Source organism: Gimesia chilikensis (assembly GCF_007744075.1).
GTDB classification, from domain to species: domain Bacteria; phylum Planctomycetota; class Planctomycetia; order Planctomycetales; family Planctomycetaceae; genus Gimesia; species Gimesia chilikensis_A.
On record NZ_CP036266.1, the window covers coordinates 6,276,971 to 6,293,219 of the forward strand.

Consider the following 16,249-nt stretch of genomic DNA (forward strand, 5'->3'; position numbering starts at 1 on the left):
TGTCCCTGTTTTGATCTCCCCTGATTTTCACTGTTTTGATCCCTCAAGTATCCTGCAACTCACTTCAGTAAGCGGAATATCATCATGCATACTTTCGTCCGCGTTCTTTTTACCTGCATCGCTTTCTCTACCAGCACGATCCACGCTCAGGAATTTCAGCAGCTCTTTAATGGTAAAGATCTGACCGGCTGGGAAGGTCGAGAAGGATTCTGGACCGTAGAAGACGGAGCCATCGTGGGTGAAACCACGCCAGAGCATCCTGCTAAACCCAACACCTTCCTCGTCTGGCAGGGGGGAGATGTGGGTGACTTTGAATTCAAAGCCCAGGTCCGCTTCAAAGGCAATAACTCAGGTGTGCAATATCGCAGCGAACTGGTCGATCCGCAGAACTTCGCACTCAAAGGCTACCAGGCCGACCTGCATCCAAAACCTGAATATTTCGGGATGCTCTATGGAGAAAAAACCGGACGGGGCATCATCGCCCAGCGTTTCCAGCGTGTCGAAATTGGAGCGGATGGCAAACCCAAAGTCGTCGCAGAGATCGGCGATAAAAATCAGAAACTGAATGACTGGGAATGGAACGAACTGCGGATCGTCGCGGTAGGCAACCGGCTGGTCCATCAGGTGAATGGAGTCAACACCGTCGATATCACCGACAACCATCCCCAGGCGTTTGCGAAAGGGGTGCTCGGTCTGCAGCTTCACGCGGGACCACCGATGCGAGTCGAATTCAAAGACGTGCAATACCGGCCGTTAGCGGGCAAAGAAGCCCAGGCCGTACTCAAGGCAGCTGTCGAGAACACAAAGAAAGCCCCCGCTACCAAAACATCGTCCACAAAAAATAAAAAGGATAAGTTCGACTGGGTCTCTGCCAAGCCGGTTCCAGGCTGGATCTGGAAGACAGACAACCCCACCGACAACGCCCCGATCTACCTGCGGAAGCAGTTCGAAGTCGCAAATCAGATCAAAGCGGCCCGTCTCTACTTCACCTGTGACAATCGGGCCACCGTCTGGATCAACGGCAAAGACGCAGGCACCGCAACCGACTGGAAAAATCCCGTCATGCTGAGCGACGCACGCAAACTGGTGCAGACGGGCCTTAATCAGATCGCAGTGAAAGCGAACAACAACGGTGGTGTCGCAGCCTTCATCCTGAAGCTGGAAATTGAAACTGCCGATGGTAAACAGCAGCAGGTCAGCTCTACCCCCGACTGGAAACTGTCGGACCAGGCGTCTCCCGAGTGGAAGCAAGCCAGCTTCGACGACTCCTCCTGGAAGCTGAAACTGAAATCAATGGGCGCCTTCGGCAGTGGTCCCTGGGGTAAACCCGGGATCACAACCCGTAGTGGTGTCGACCTGGAAGAACTGGCCCAGAATATCACCATCGCAAAGGACTTCAAAGTCGAACTGCTCTATGAAGTCCCCGCCAATGAACAGGGGAGCTGGGTTTCACTCACCACCGACGGTAAAGGACGACTGCTGGCCAGCGATCAGGGAGACAAAGGCCTCTATCGCATCACAGTCACCGAGAAAGGGGATGCCCCCCAGGTTGATGTCGAAAAATTGGAGATCGACCTTTCCGGTGCCCAGGGCATGGTCTGGCACAAAGACGCACTTTACTTTCACAAGAATGGCGGCAACCTCTTCAAGGTCACAGATACAAACGGGGACGACCAGCTCGATACTGCCGAAGTTCTTCCCAGCGAACGCAGTGGTGGCGAACACGGCAACCATGCAGTGATTGTCGCGGAAGATAATCAGCACCTGTATGTCATCGGCGGCAATCACGCCGCTCTCCCTCCCCAGGACAGCATTGTTCGTTCACACGTTCCCACCTGGGACGAAGACCTGCTGTTACCCCGTGAATGGGATGCCAACGGACATGCCCGCGGTCGCATGGCGCCAGGTGGCTGGATTTCCCGATTCTCACCAGAAACAAAACAGCACGAAATCATCTCTACTGGCTATCGAAACGAATACGACATCGCCCTCAACCGGGCTGGTGACATCTTCACCTACGATGCAGACATGGAATGGGACCTCGGAACTCCCTGGTACCGCCCGACCCGCGTCAACGTCGCCGTCAGCGGTTCCGACTATGGTTGGCGAAGTGGTTCCGGCAAATGGCCCGAATACTACGAAGACAGTCTACCCGCCGTGGTGAATATTGGCCCCGGTTGTCCGACCGGCGTGATCAGTGGCCAGGGAGCCAAGTTCCCGGCACGCTACCAGGATGCCATGTTCGCACTCGACTGGACGTTCGGCACGATCTACGCCATTCATCTCACTCCGGATGGCGCAGGCTACAAGGGTGAGCAGGAAGCATTCTGCTACGGTTCACCACTGCCGCTGACCGATGCGATCATTGGTAAAGACGGCGCACTCTACTTCACCATCGGTGGACGGGGAACACAGTCGGCGCTGTTCAGAATCACCTACACTGGAAACGAATCAACCAAACCGGTTACAGAAGAACTGGCGGGCGCTGAAGCCCGAAAACTGCGTCGCAGCCTGGAAGCTTATCATGGCAAACAGGATCCAGCAGCCGTCGCAGCTGCCTGGCCACACCTCTCCAGTTCTGATCGCTGGTTGCGACACGCGGCTCGTGTCGCCATCGAATCGCAGCCCGTTGAGCAGTGGGCCGCGAAGGTATTTAAGGAGCAAAATCCTCAGGCACGGATTTCCGGGGCAGTCGCCCTGGCCCGCATGGGAAACAAATCTCACCGCGATGCCCAGATCGCCGCGCTGCTGGAACTGGATCCCTCTCAGTTGAGCGAACCACAGTTCCTGGGACTGCTACGTGCTTACGCCCTGACGTTCATTCGCCTGGGCAAACCCACTGCAGAACAACGAGCACAGGTTATCGCCGAACTCGACCCGTATCTGCCCAGCCAGAGCAAGAACATCAACACCGAACTGGTGCGTGTGCTGGTTTACCTGGAATCACCAACCGTGATTGCCAAAGCCCTGGATCTGATTGAAAACCGGGGCGAACCTGAAGTTCCTGACTGGACTGAGCTGGCGGGACGCAATAAAAACTATGGCGGACGTGTCCTCGACATGCTGGCCAAGCATCCGCCCACACATGAAATCAATTATGCATTCATGCTGCGAAATCTGCGTGACGGCTGGACCATGGATCAGCGTCGAGCCTACATCGAGTTCATCAACGCCTCAGCGAAATACCCGGGAGGCAACAGCTATGCCAAGTTCCTGGGTAACCTGCGTGACGAAGTACTCGGATATCTCTCCAACGCCGATCGAGCTGCTCTGGCCGACATCAGTGGTGAGAATTTCAATCCCGTTCCCGATTTCGAAATCACTCCCCCCAAAGGCCCGGGACGAACCTGGACGATCGGCGATGCCAGCCGATTCACTTCCGGCGGACACCTGCAGAAAGCCAGTTTCGAGAATGGCCGCAACCTGTTCCATTCCCTGCGTTGTGCTGCCTGCCACCGCTTTGACGGACTGGGGGGCGATGTCGGTCCCGATCTGACGACCGTAAAAAACAAGTTCGATGCCCGTTACATCCTCGAATCCATTGTCGAACCGAGTAAGGTCATTTCCGATCAATATCAATCCTCGATCGTGATCACCGATGAGGGGCGTACTTTCACGGGTCTCGTTTCGAAAGACGGCGACAAAGTGATTGTCTACACGGCCGACATCAAGGCTGAACCGATTGAGATCCCGGCAGAGAGCGTCGAAGAAATCCAGGCATCTCCTGTCTCACAGATGCCTCAGGCGATGCTGAATACGCTCAGTCCCGAAGAAGTACGAGACCTGGTTGCCTACCTGCTGTCAGGCGGCGATCCCAAAGCTCGACTCTACGGGAAATAAAGAGCGTCAACATACTACTTGCATCGCAGCATACGCGACGCTTGTAAGATCACCCGATCTTACAAGCGTCCACTGCGGAAGACGCCGTAGATCAGCCAGATTCCCAACAGACTCGACATCATGAAAATCGGGATGCTGATATAAACCAGCCGTGTGTCCGATGAAAGTGTTATGGCTGAAGCGAGGATCAGCGACGACATCACCATTCCGATCGCCAGACGGTTCCCGGAGCGGTCCATTTCGGTCGTAAGGTGATCAATGCCTTTATGATCCAGGTGGATCTGCAGTTCGTCATCGGCCAGTTTCCCCAGAGTGCGCCCTACCTGCTCCGGCAGATCATGCATCACCTTGGAAAAGCTGCAGGCCTCAGACCAGATCCGGCTGGCAATCGCACGGGGATGATAACGTTCTGAGGAGAGCTTATAAATGTAGGGTTCCATTTCCTGAGCGATATTCAGCTCGGGAGCAATCCGGGAAGCCACTCCTTCCAGGGTGATCATGGCCCGAATCAGCAGCATGATATCGACAGGACAGCGAATGCGGTGAATCGCCAGGATGTTGATAAAGTCGGTCAGCATCTTGCCAACACTGATCTGATCCAGCGGGATTCCATAATAATTGCCGATGAAATCGCGGAGATCGGCCCGGAGCAACTGGTGATCGACGGCCCGCTTGGCTTTACCGATATTCAACACAACTTCGACGAGTTTGTTTGTATCCTGTTTGGCCACATTCAGTAACAGGTCGACCAGCAAGTCGCGGCGTTCCTCTTCCAGAACCCCAATCATGCCATAATCGATCAGGCAGAGCGAACCATCATGCAGGACCCGGAAATTCCCCGGATGCGGATCAGCATGAAACACGCCAAATTCGAAAACCATTTTCATAAATATCCGTGCCCCGTTGGCGGCGACCTCATGCGCACTGATGGGCAGGTTTTGCAGTTCCTGTTCGTCATCAATCCGATAGCCGTCGATGAATTCCATGGTGATGATGTCACCCTGGGTCATATCGGAGTAGATTTTAGGAACATACAGAGTCGCATCATCCTGAAACAGGCGATAAAACTCATCGGTTGAGCGGGCCTCTCGGCTGAACTGCAGTTCGCGATGAATCGTTCGTGAAAACTGGTTGACCAGTCCTACCGGATCGAAGACTTCCGCATCCGGAAAATGGCGTTCGATCATCGTCGCCAGTTCGTGCATCAGGCTCAGGTCCTGCTCGATCACCCGGTCGATATCGGGCCGCTTCACCTTGACCACCAGTGGCGTACCGTCGTGGTGACGGGCTTTATGCACCTGCCCCAGCGAACCGGCGGCCAGGGGAGCAGGATCAAACTCGGCATACAGCTTATCGATGGGCTCTCCCAGCTCGCGTTCGATGATGGCAATCGCGATTTCACCGGGAAAGGAGGGAACCCGCTCCTGCAGTTTTTCCAGTTCCGCGACGACATCCCGGGGCACCAGATCGGGACGCGTACTGACTACCTGACCGAATTTGATAAACGTGACACCCAGGCTTTCCAGGGCAAGGCGAATGCGTTTTGCACGGGTGAGCTTGATTTCAGGCTCGGTGCGTTTCCAGAACAGCAGCCTGCGGCCCCAGCGGAGATAACGTCTCAGCCCCAACTGATCAACGAGATCATCAAAACCATAGTTCATGAGAACGGTAACGATCTCGCGACTTCTGCGTAAGTTTCTGATTAACCGTAGTGGGTTTGAGTCCAAAGTTTTCTCCTGGCGGGCAAACGATCTCACGAAAACCCTTTCTCGAAAGCGCAGCCTGTTCGATGGTTGGTTTCAGCTTTTATCTTATCAGACTATAACAGACGTTCCTATGCAGCCAAGCCCCGTTCCTGCTAAAATGAGATTCCCTGAAATCTGATCCCCGTTCATCTGTAAGGCGGAGCCCGACACATGAGAATTCTGCAAGGCATCTTACTGCTGCTCATCCTCTTCACCAATCCCGTTTGTCAGGCGGGAGACTGGCCCCAGATTCTGGGTCCTTATCGAAATGCTCATGCTGCTGACGAAACGATCGCGGCGTCCTGGCCTGCGGGCGGACCGGAATTGAAATGGCAGCGTCCCGTCGGCAGTGGGTTCGCAGGTGTCGCTGTCTTTCAGAATACACTGGTACTCTTTCATCGGGTTGGCGATCAGGAAATCGTCGAAGCACTCAATGCTGGTACTGGAGAACCGATCTGGAAACAGTCCGCCCCCGTCAGCTACCGGGGAACCTTCAACCCAAATGACGGTCCGATCGCTGTCCCATTAATCCACAACAGTCGGGTTTACACTTATGGCATCACGGGCCGCCTGCAATGCCTGGAACTGAAAACCGGCAAAGTGGTCTGGTCCCGCGATACTCATAAAGATTTCCAGGTCAGTGATGGTTACTTCGGAGTCGGCAGCACGCCCATCATTGTGGAAGAGAAGCTGCTGGTCAACGTGGGTGGTAAACGTAAGAATGCCGGCGTGGTTGCGTTTTCCCTGGACAAGGGTTTTACCTTGTGGCAGGCACTGCAGGACGATGCCAGCTACTCATCGCCGACCTCTGCATTTCGACACGGTCGCTTCTACGCAATCTTCATTACCCGGCTGCACCTGACCGGCCTGGATCCGAAGAACGGCAATGTGCTGTTTCAGTTCCCCTTTGGTAAGCGGGGCCCCACGGTGAACGGTGCCGACCCGGTGGTGATCGGCAACAACATCTTTGCGACAGCCAGCTACGGCGTGGGTGGATTCTGGGGCCAGATTGAACAGATCGGCACGCGGGAAATCTGGCGCAGCGAAAAGCCGATGTCCAGTCAGTACACGACGCCGATTGAATATGATGGCAAGCTGATTGGCATTGATGGTCGTCAGGATATCGGCACAGCCCGCCTGATCTGTTTTGATCCCCAGACACGCAAAGTCGCATGGTCCGAGAACGATTTTGGATACGCGACCTTGCTTGAAGCCGACAACAAACTCATTATCATGAAAACCGATGGCACACTGGTACTGGCCGAAGCCTCCCTGGATGCCTATAAAGAACTGGCCAGCGAGCAGATCTTCCACTCCACGACACGGGCTCTGCCTGCCCTGTCTAATGGTCTGCTTTACGTCAGAGATTCAAAAACATTGAAATGTCTCAAGCTGGGGTCAGATGCCCCGGTCACTCCTGAAAAAACGACTACGAACTAGAGGAACTCCTGATCCATGACAGCCCGCTCCCGTACGCGAAGTGAAGCAGAATTTGAACGCGCCCTGAAGGTCATTCCGGGAGGAGTGAACAGCCCGGCGCGGGCATTTGGCGCCGTGGGCGGACACCCTGTCGTCATCGATCGCGGCGAGGGACAGTACCTGTATGACATCGACGGCAACCGCTACATCGATTTCGTCGGTTCCTGGGGCCCCCACATTCTGGGACACCTGCATCCCCAGGTCATGTCTGGAATCGAAGAGGCACTCAAAAAAGGGACCAGTTTTGGAGCACCTACGGTTCTGGAAAGCGAACTGGCAGAACTGGTCGCGGAACTGGTTCCCTCCGTCGAGAAAGTCCGTATGGTGAATTCGGGAACCGAAGCCGCCATGAGTGCGATTCGTCTGGCACGCGGCTACACCGGACGGGATAAAATTATCAAGTTTGCCGGCTGTTATCACGGGCACGTAGATAGCCTGCTCGTCCAGGCAGGCAGTGGTGCGTTGACACTCGGCGCCCCCTCCAGTCCCGGCGTTCCCCAGGGTTGCACAGCCGATACCCTGGTCCTGGAGTACAACGACATTGAGCAACTCAAGGAAACATTCTCCCAGGCAGGTGACCAAATCGCAGGTGTGATCCTCGAACCGGTCGTGGGTAACATGGGGGTCGTCCTGCCAGAACCGGGATTCCTCGAGACGGTCAGAGAACTTTGTACCCAACACCAGTCGGTCTTCATCATGGATGAAGTCATGACCGGATTTCGTGTTGCCCTCGGTGGAGCCCAACAGCGGTTTGGAGTGACTCCCGACATCTGCATGCTAGGTAAAGTTATCGGCGGTGGCATGCCTGTCGGCGCTTATGGCGGAAAAGCGGAGATTATGGATGCGATCTCTCCCGTCGGCTCGGTCTACCAGGCGGGGACCTTGTCGGGAAATCCAATCGCGATGGCCTCCGGTATCGCAACGCTCCAGTGTCTGCGGGAAACCAATCCCTACCCGGAACTGGAAGCGAAGACGCAGCGACTGACAAAAGGGCTCTCCGCGGCCGCTTCCAAAGCAGGTCTGCCTCACACGCTTGCTGAATGTGGCTCGATGTTTACGCTGTTCTTCAATCCCGAAAAAGTGACCAGCTTTGCGGTCTCTTCTCAGAACGACACAGAGCGATTTGCCCGCTATTTCCAGGGCATGCTCGACCGGGGTATCTATCTCCCCTGCAGCCAGTTCGAAGCCAACTTCGCTTCTACCTGTATGACAGATGAAGATATCGACCAGACGATTCAGGCAGCAGAAGAAGTGCTGCAGAGTATCGGCTGATCGATCTCATCTGAACGACAATTGACTACGGAGTGAAATCCGTCTGTTCATTGATCTCCAGGCAGAAGGCAGCCAGAAGATTAGCCGCGTGTTCGAGGTCTTCCAGCGAGACGACCTCAACCGGGCTGTGCATGTACCGGTTGGGGATGGCAACAATACCGGTCGCCATGCCTCCCTGGTTCAACTGCATCGCATTGGCATCGTTACCAGCGGGACGCGAAATCGAGTTAATCTGACAGGAGATGTCGTTTTTCTCCGCCAGATCGGTGAGCGTTGAGAAAACAACCGGATTCACATTCGGTCCGCGATAGACAACCGGACCATCGCCGACATTGATCTCGCCATTCTCCTTTTTACTGACCGCGGGACAGTCGGTGGCATGGGTTACATCGACGGCAATCCCGACTTCTGGCTGAATCGAGTAAGCACTGGTCTGCGCACCACGCAGGCCGATCTCTTCCTGAACCGTCGAAACCGAGAAGACGCCGAACTCGGGTGACTTTTCACTCGCCTGGCGCAGGGCCTCCATCACAACCCAGACCCCGACGCGGTTATCCATCCCGGGGGCAGAAGCTAACTGGTTCAGCATCGGTCGGAAACCGAGCTCGAATGTGATGGGATCCCCGATCGCGACTTTCTCACGGGCTTCGGCTCCATCTTTGGCTCCGATGTCGATCCAGAGGTCCTTGATCTCGGGAACGGTTTTGCGTTCTTCCGGGGTCAGCAGGTGAATGGCTTTACGGGCAATCACGCCGTGGATCGGCCCCGAATCGGTGTGGACCTGCATGTTCTGGCCGAGCAGCATCTGGATATCCCAGCCACCGATCAGATTCGCCCACAGGTAACCGTCATCATCGATATGCTGTACCAGCAGGCCAATCTGGTCACAGTGGCCGGCGAACATCACCCGTCGTTTCGCTCCGGGATTGACGGCGGCGATCACATTGCCGTGCAGGTCGGTTTTCACTTCATCAGCAAACTCATTCACATACGCCCGCACGACCTCCTGAATAGGTCGCTCATATCCCGAGGGAGCGGGTGAATGAAGTAGGTTTTTAAGGAATTCCAGAGATTTCGCTTCCATGATTCTGTCCTGACAATGCTAAGAATTTGCTGTGGGCCCGAAAGCAGGTAAGCCATCCCTCTCGAGCGTTTTCTAATTATGCGTGTAAGTGGATGGATTTTAGTTACTTATGAGTATTTTTCAATGTAGGTTTTCTTTGAACAGGAGCGCAGTGTTGTATTTAATCAACATGCTGCCTGTGGAGGGATTACCTGCGAAAAAAAAGCAGAAAAGAACGCCTCTTACGGAGAAACCTTAAGCTAAGATTTCAATGTGTTAAGCGATCCTCTCCCTCTTGCGACAGGAGGTGAAGATCCGTCTGGTAACCCGGAATTTGCGAAACAGTAGAGCGTTGTTTCGACTTCATGTCTGAGAGTTATAGAGGAACAGATGACAGACTGGACAAAGCTGCGTAAAGAATTGATCGGTGAAGGTAAACAAAGCCCGCTGCCTCCGGAAATTAAACTTCCGATGCTGCCCAAAGCAGTGATGGAATTTTCGCGGAAGGCTGAAGATCCTGCTTCGACTCCCAAAGAGCTCAGCAAGATCATCGAAACTGATGCCGGGATTTCCTGCGAACTGTTGAGAATGGTTAACTCCAGCGCGTTCGGATTACGCCGGAAGGTTTCCTCGATTCAACAGACGATTACGCTGCTGGGAATTCGTTCGACTAAGCTCTTCCTCGTCACTACCGGTCTGAAACAGGCGATGGCAACCAGCGATTCCAAGCTGATCAACCTGCCCAACTTCTGGAGTACTAACCTGGAACGGGCATTGATGGCACGCGAGATTGCCATGCTGATGAAGGTCGACGCCGACGTGGCTTTCTCGGCAGCCATGCTGGAAGACTTCCTGCTGCCCATCCTCTCCAAGGAACTGTTTGATCTGTACCTGACATTCACGATCAACCAGGACAGCGATCCCTGTCTGTTGAGTGAATATGAACGCCGGCATTTCAGCTGGGACCACTCTGCAGCTGCAGCTAACGTGATGCTGGACTGGTCATTTCCTGATGACTTGATCTGCGCTGTCTACCTGCACCATGAAGGTTTAACACTGCTCACAGACGATAAACTCGGTAAAACAGCTGCAGCCGCCGTGGCGGTTGCTTCGCTGATCCCGGATCCCCTCAGACAGAATCCGCAGGGGCTCGATCAGTTACTGACTTTGAATGATGCCTGGCCCGAATTCAAACTGTTTGAACTGGCCGACAAGATTGATCAGGAATTGAGAGAAGAAGCCACAACGACGGGAAATTACCTGTCGTTGAAAAATCGGCTCGAAAAACATGCGGTGCTCCTGGAAACTGAATAACAGGAGCGTACTTCCTCAGGGAGGCGCAGTGCCTCCCCTTCAGGAAACTGTGGTAGAGTAGTCATTCGACTGCTTCAGACTTTTGTCCCACTTTTCTTTTTCAGAACGCACTTCGTCGTCTGACGACTTATCATGCGCTGATGCCAGATCGCTTTTCAGCAAATAACGCCCGTCTTCAGTGTGCTGACAGAACTGTTTAAACCAGAGCATGCTCGCGACGTTGGGTTGAGGGCTGTAAAGCGTAACAGCGATCCCTTTTTCATACAGGTCGTACAACATTCCAAAGAAGCCACTCGGAATGTATTTGACTGACGACAGCTCGACGCCAATCGACTTGCACTTTTCGTGATCAACCAGACGCGTGAGCGTTTCACGCAACAGTGCCAGATCGGCTCCATCCCAGATTTCCATAGTTCCGAAATCCAGAACGGTTACCCCGTCACGCTCATAGACGCTCATTCGATCGCGTTTAGATGCCATGCTGTGGTTCTCTCTTTCTTCTGGTTGATCATCAAGGCTGTTGAACAGTGTACTGTTAAGAACATTGAATAGACGCAAAGAGCGGACCATTCGTATGCCTAATCAGTAAGCTCTGCAGCAACCCCTCGATAAAGTCAACGATAAAAGGGAGTTAAGAATTATGGCCCTGTTTGATATTCATTAACTCTTAACGTTGAATGTTGTGCTTTTTCTACATTGAAATCTGGAATGATGTAAAAAGACATCGCGACAGGTTCGACAAATAAAACAAACGGCTTTGTGAGGTGTTCAGCTCTGAGGCAATATCTACCCTCTACTACGGACTCCAGGTAGTGAATGTTGGATTTTGGCAACGATCATCTGATTTTTCAGACGACGTTTGAGCGGAGAAAATCTAACAGCCGGATAAGAATTACTGTACAAGCCCGAATCCTCAGGCGTACAGGAGCTGAAATCGCGACGTTCTTCAAGCTGTGAACCGGGCGCAGGCAACAGGAAAGTCAACCGGGCTTCTGGATGAAAGAACCAGACCTTCGTTACATCGCAGATTATTTTTTACTGCGGGCCCGCGGATCGAAATTGCGAATGGAATCGGGCACCTGGGTCTGCATCTCCTCATACAGCTTCTGCAGACGCGCCACGACTTCGGGATGATCCTTCGCCACGTTACGCTGCTCGGCGGGATCTTTTTCAAGATTGAAGAGCATCATCGGTACCGGCTGATCCCCCGTGAGCAGTCCGGGCGGCTGGTTTGGCATAGCCTGTTCATAAGGAGCAATGATCGTCACACCATCGGGCCCGCGCGGGTCAACCCAGTCCTCCCCCTGATTCGCCAGCAACTGTCGGGGAGATGGTTTAATGTGAAGCTTCCAGGGCCCGCTTCGAACCGTAAACAGGGAATTCCCTTTCATGGAGAAGAGCGCCTCATGCGGAGTCGGCGCCTGCTCGGTGAGTACGGGAAACAGATCCTTACCGTCAATCACCCGGTCAGCAGGCACCTTGATTCCCGCCTGCTTCAGGATCGTCGGGAACACATCGATCGAACCACAGACAGTATCGATCACCTGGCGCGGAGGAATCTTCCCAGGCCAGCGGGCGATCATCGGCACGCGCAGCCCTCCTTCCCAACTGGTCGATTTCATTCCTGACAGACCAGCCGTGTTCCCACCAAACCAGGGGCCATTATCAGATGCAAAGATCACCAGCGTATTTTCATCGAGTTTTAGGTCCTTCAGTGTTTTGAGAATCTCTCCTACGCTCCAGTCGAGCTCAGCAATCACATCGCCATACAGACCGTTTCCACTTTTCTTGTAGAACGCTTCCGAGGCAGCCAGCGGCTTATGAGGCATCGCATGCGGTAGATACAGGAAGAAGGGTTTCTGTTGATTTTCCTTGATGAACTCAATGGCTCGTTCGGTATAACGCTGCGTTAGATTCGCCTGTATGACCGGGTACTCGATGACCTGCTCCCCCTTGATCAGATTCACGGGACGCATGTCGTTGGAATACAGAATCCCCAGGTAATCATCGAAACCGTGTCGCGTAGGGTAGAACCGGGGATTGTGGCCCAGGTGCCATTTCCCGACACACAAAGTCGAGTAGCCCTGCTCTTTCAGCAACTCACTGATGAGAACTTCGCTGTCCGCGATCCCCACCCCCGTATTGAACTGCTTCCCATCCGGAGCCGGGTTAAACCAGACGCCGTGCCGCCAGGGATAACGCCCCGTCAACAGCGTCGCGCGGGAAGGAGCACAATAAGGGACCGGAACGTTGAACTGCGTCAACCGCGCCCCTTCCGCAGCCATCTGGTTCAGATGTGGCGTTTTGAACCTGGGATGCCCGTAGCATTCCAGATCCCCATAGCCCAGATCGTCGGCGAAAATAATGACAAAGTTGGGGCTGGCCTGCTTCGCCTCTTTTGCCTGCAGAGATTCGATCGATCCAATACAGAAAGCAACGAGACAACAAAAGATCCTGAGAGCGCTGTTCACAGTACGGTCCTGTCTGTCCGGGGATTGATTTTCTATTTAAACCTCCGCTGATTTGATTCCTCAGCGAAAGCGGACTTTCCAGCATATCAAAGAGCGTAACCCAAAGCAAATTTTAGCGTTAAGGCAGCCGGTCCTGTGGTTTTGCAGAAAGTCCTCCGGCTGGTTCCGGCCGAGATTCGCCTTGAGCCATCCTCGTGAATCAAGTATTTTTCCCTATTCATTTTACCACCGTCCGGTTGGATTGTTTCAAACTGCAAGGATGCACGATGAAAGCCCCCCATCTCCTGATGTCGCTGGCCCTGGCCGGCTTGATGCTGACAGGCTGTGACAGCGCCAAAGATTCCATGCCTGAACCAGATGCAGATAAACCCCCGCGCGTGACGCAGGAGGAACCACCTGTGCCTGAAGAAGCAGCGCCAGGCTCTACCTCAGGCTCGGAACGAGAGGAAAAAGAAAAACACGAGACCATCCGCGTCTTCTATGGCACCGACCGCAACATCACCGGTTCCCCCAAACCCAAAGAGTTCTTCGGCACGAAACGGTCCACGCTCTCCCTCGGCTTCTGTGATGTCAGCATCCCTGAAAACCATCAGCCCGGCGAACTGGAGTCTCCCAGCATCTGGAAGCTGGAATTCCGTGAAAACCCGGATAAGCATGTGGTTCTGAAATCGGTCGAGCCAGCCTCCGGTTCGTATTTCCTGACCGAACTCCGTAAGACCATCGAAGATTCCGTCGAGACAAAAGAAACCGCCTCAGGCGTTCTGCAACGGGGCGGAGAAGCCTTTATTTTCATCCATGGATTCAATAACTCCTTTGAAGACGCGGCCCGTCGGACCGCGCAGATCGCCTATGACCTGAAATTCAAAGGGGCACCGCTGATGTACAGCTGGCCTTCGCAGAGCAGCGGTTCGATCTGGGCCTACAAGGAAGATGGACGAACCGCACAATGGTGTGAAGAAAACGTCACTCTGTTTGTCGAAGCCATCGCCCGCGAATCAGGGGCACGCAAGATTCATCTCATCGCACACAGCATGGGCAACCGGGTCCTCTCTCGTGCACTCAAAAACATTTCTCAAAAGCTGACGCTGTCACGACAGGAGAAACCTCTGTTTAACGAGGTCATCCTCACTGCCCCCGACATCGACGCCCAGGTCTTTAAAGATTCCATCGCCCCTCACATCGTACAGACAGCCGACCGATTCACCATCTACTCTTCCTCGGAAGACCTCGCCCTTAAAGCCTCGCGGGTGGTGAATTCACTCTGGCATCAAAGGCTGGGAGAAGGGGGCTCCTATCTGACGGTCTTCCCCAAATTCAAGAAGATCAACGTAGTGGATGCATCCGACATCGATACCAACCTGTTCGCCCTGGGACACTCTTACCACGCAGACAGCGTCACCGTCCTCTCCGATGTCAGACTGGTCTTCGAGGGAATCCCGATCCAGCGTCGCAACCTCCGTTCCCTGCTGCAGGATCTGGCCTGGAAGTTCAACAGCAGTGGCGGCAGTCTGCTGGGAAGGGCGGTTCGCGGCACTTTCCGTTGAACAGGCATATTTCATCAACAGCAGACGTAAAAAAAGAGCACACCAAAGTGTGCTCTTTCTATTTTGAACTGTCAAAGCAGATCAATCTTGGCAACCTAGCCCAGCGGGAACGGTTCCGGTTCCAGCAGGAAGGGGAAGACCCGAATCGGTTCGCCCATCGTCAGGTCATCGGGATACTTCAACTGAGCAGCCCGGTCTGCGGCGAACTGCAAGCGAGTCAGTTCCAGACCACAGTAATGATCGGCGTTTGACTCTGCGGCCACGTCTGCAAATACTTCACCAGCGGAAGCAGCATGACGACGCACACCATGAATACTGCCTTCGCGAACTTTGATACCCGCAGCGGACAGCTTGACCAGTCCCTTCAGGAATCGGCCTGGAATCGAATCCGGACCACAGACGCGTAACAGACGCTCCCATTCATCGTGGGCTTCCCAGTAGTAGCCCAGGTTGAAGAAGTCGATCGCGTTCAGATAGTTCCGGTGCTCCATCCAGTTTTCCTGCGTGAGCGCCTTGGGAGGCTTCGGCTTATTACCGTAGCTGTGGCCCTTGGGATCACGGTAGGGATGTGGCAAACTCTTGCCAGGCACAAACGTATATTCAGGCAGTCGGGATGATGGCAGTAAACGTACAACTTCAGCAACAGGATAAACCATCCTCTAAAATCTCCAAATTCTCTTCTAATTAGCTAAAAACAACAAAACTCTGATCTGTCTCAGTCATTGACAGACGTGCCTGGGTGGCACGGGAGGCTCTTAAATGCGTCAGGAAATCAGATTTGATATCTGAACCTAACTTATTTATTCATAATAATTTCCGCACAGATAGCGCAAATTGAAATTACTCGGGCTCCGCCCCTCATCCAAATGGGCTCGCTTGTTGTCGGCTCACAGTCAGCAATCAATGCAGCAAGAGCAAAGGGGTAGGAAACTGAAAAAACAAGCTGAATCAGCTTATTTTCAAGCTTTAACTCACCCATCATATACAAGCTTTATTGAACTTAAAGACCAGATTTTGCAATTTGCGCCAATTTGAGAAATTTCACCCTGGCGGGTTCCAGTCAGTCAATCCAACACACTTTTAGATCAGATCCCAGGCTTGCACCAAACAAAACACTTTACCATAAACACAGAAATAACAGACACTTGCAATCACACCCCACATTGTCACATTCGATCACCAGAGCAACCTCACTAACCCTTGGCGAAATTCTCAACACAGGGAAACGACTCCCCACTTCTGATAAATGAGATCATCCCTCCCCCCTCATTTGACACCTGACCATTCCTGCCCCCACCACTGTTTAAACTGAACTTGATCCGCTCTCCCCCAATCTTAAATTATCGCAATTGTGCTTCGCGCGCGAGGCGGACGAAATGAGCACTGGAATCTGCGTGACCAGTCATCCAGATGCACCTGAATCGCCGTCGATTTTTCCACCTTTTCACCGGAACCCTCAGCACTACTTCTCGATGTCTCCTACGATTTCAAATCATTTCGGAGCACATTCAGAGCATTTCA

10 protein-coding genes are annotated in these 16,249 nt (G+C 53.5%); 5 read left to right on the top strand and 5 right to left on the bottom strand.

Annotation, left to right across the window (positions count from 1 at the left end):
• Positions 1 to 84: 84 nt before the first annotated feature.
• Positions 85 to 3,840 carry a family 16 glycoside hydrolase gene (locus HG66A1_RS23585; RefSeq protein WP_145189895.1) on the top strand — a complete coding sequence of 1,252 codons (3,756 nt, stop codon included), beginning with the start codon at positions 85 to 87 and terminating at the stop codon, positions 3,838 to 3,840.
• Between the two features lie 59 nt (positions 3,841 to 3,899).
• Here HG66A1_RS23585 and HG66A1_RS23590 read toward each other — a convergent pair whose 3' ends face one another.
• A complete protein-coding gene (locus tag HG66A1_RS23590) occupies positions 3,900 to 5,501 on the bottom strand; it encodes an ABC1 kinase family protein (RefSeq protein WP_145189898.1) in 1,602 nt (533 codons plus the stop codon).
• 255 nt (positions 5,502 to 5,756) lie between these two features.
• On the opposite strand from HG66A1_RS23590, the gene HG66A1_RS23595 reads away from it, so the two are divergent.
• The gene (locus HG66A1_RS23595) at positions 5,757 to 7,025 is read left to right on the top strand and encodes a PQQ-binding-like beta-propeller repeat protein (protein WP_145189901.1); all 1,269 of its coding nucleotides are present in this window, start codon (positions 5,757 to 5,759) and stop codon (positions 7,023 to 7,025) included.
• A 15-nt stretch (positions 7,026 to 7,040) separates the two neighbouring features.
• Positions 7,041 to 8,336, top strand: a complete 1,296-nt coding sequence (gene hemL, locus HG66A1_RS23600; RefSeq protein ID WP_145189904.1) for a glutamate-1-semialdehyde 2,1-aminomutase — start codon at positions 7,041 to 7,043, stop codon at positions 8,334 to 8,336.
• Positions 8,337 to 8,361: 25 nt separating this feature from the next.
• On the opposite strand, the gene HG66A1_RS23605 is transcribed toward hemL, so the two are convergent.
• On the bottom strand, positions 8,362 to 9,420 hold the full coding sequence (locus HG66A1_RS23605; RefSeq protein ID WP_145189907.1) for a M42 family metallopeptidase: 1,059 nt from the start codon (positions 9,418 to 9,420) through the stop codon (positions 8,362 to 8,364).
• A 369-nt stretch (positions 9,421 to 9,789) separates the two neighbouring features.
• On the opposite strand from HG66A1_RS23605, the gene HG66A1_RS23610 reads away from it, so the two are divergent.
• Positions 9,790 to 10,713, top strand: a complete 924-nt coding sequence (locus HG66A1_RS23610; protein WP_145189910.1) for an HDOD domain-containing protein — start codon at positions 9,790 to 9,792, stop codon at positions 10,711 to 10,713.
• Between the two features lie 39 nt (positions 10,714 to 10,752).
• Here the strand turns inward: HG66A1_RS23610 and HG66A1_RS23615 are convergent, their stop codons facing one another.
• A complete protein-coding gene (locus HG66A1_RS23615; protein WP_145189913.1) occupies positions 10,753 to 11,193 on the bottom strand; it encodes an STAS domain-containing protein in 441 nt (146 codons plus the stop codon).
• A 548-nt stretch (positions 11,194 to 11,741) separates the two neighbouring features.
• The gene (locus tag HG66A1_RS23620; RefSeq protein WP_197996767.1) at positions 11,742 to 13,184 is read right to left on the bottom strand and encodes a sulfatase-like hydrolase/transferase; all 1,443 of its coding nucleotides are present in this window, start codon (positions 13,182 to 13,184) and stop codon (positions 11,742 to 11,744) included.
• Positions 13,185 to 13,450: 266 nt separating this feature from the next.
• Between HG66A1_RS23620 and HG66A1_RS23625 the strand changes: the two genes are divergently transcribed.
• Entirely contained in the window at positions 13,451 to 14,728 is a 1,278-nt protein-coding gene (locus HG66A1_RS23625) for an alpha/beta hydrolase (protein WP_145189916.1), read from the top strand.
• A 95-nt stretch (positions 14,729 to 14,823) separates the two neighbouring features.
• On the opposite strand, the gene HG66A1_RS23630 is transcribed toward HG66A1_RS23625, so the two are convergent.
• Positions 14,824 to 15,384 (bottom strand): DUF309 domain-containing protein, encoded by a 561-nt coding sequence (locus HG66A1_RS23630; RefSeq protein WP_145042995.1) that lies wholly within the window; start codon positions 15,382 to 15,384, stop codon positions 14,824 to 14,826.
• Positions 15,385 to 16,249: the final 865 nt, after the last annotated feature.

Excerpts from the sequence above, each read along its gene's own strand:
- HG66A1_RS23610 (WP_145189910.1), top strand. The coding sequence starts at position 9,790 with ATGACAGACTGGACAAAGCTGCGTAAAGAATTGATCGGTGAAGGTAAA.
- HG66A1_RS23605 (WP_145189907.1), bottom strand. The coding sequence starts at position 9,420 with ATGGAAGCGAAATCTCTGGAATTCCTTAAAAACCTACTTCATTCACCC.
- hemL (WP_145189904.1), top strand. The coding sequence starts at position 7,041 with ATGACAGCCCGCTCCCGTACGCGAAGTGAAGCAGAATTTGAACGCGCC.
- HG66A1_RS23585 (WP_145189895.1), top strand. The coding sequence starts at position 85 with ATGCATACTTTCGTCCGCGTTCTTTTTACCTGCATCGCTTTCTCTACC.
- HG66A1_RS23590 (WP_145189898.1), bottom strand. The coding sequence starts at position 5,501 with ATGAACTATGGTTTTGATGATCTCGTTGATCAGTTGGGGCTGAGACGT.
- HG66A1_RS23595 (WP_145189901.1), top strand. The coding sequence starts at position 5,757 with ATGAGAATTCTGCAAGGCATCTTACTGCTGCTCATCCTCTTCACCAAT.
- HG66A1_RS23625 (WP_145189916.1), top strand. The coding sequence starts at position 13,451 with ATGAAAGCCCCCCATCTCCTGATGTCGCTGGCCCTGGCCGGCTTGATG.
- HG66A1_RS23630 (WP_145042995.1), bottom strand. The coding sequence starts at position 15,384 with ATGGTTTATCCTGTTGCTGAAGTTGTACGTTTACTGCCATCATCCCGA.
- HG66A1_RS23615 (WP_145189913.1), bottom strand. The coding sequence starts at position 11,193 with ATGGCATCTAAACGCGATCGAATGAGCGTCTATGAGCGTGACGGGGTA.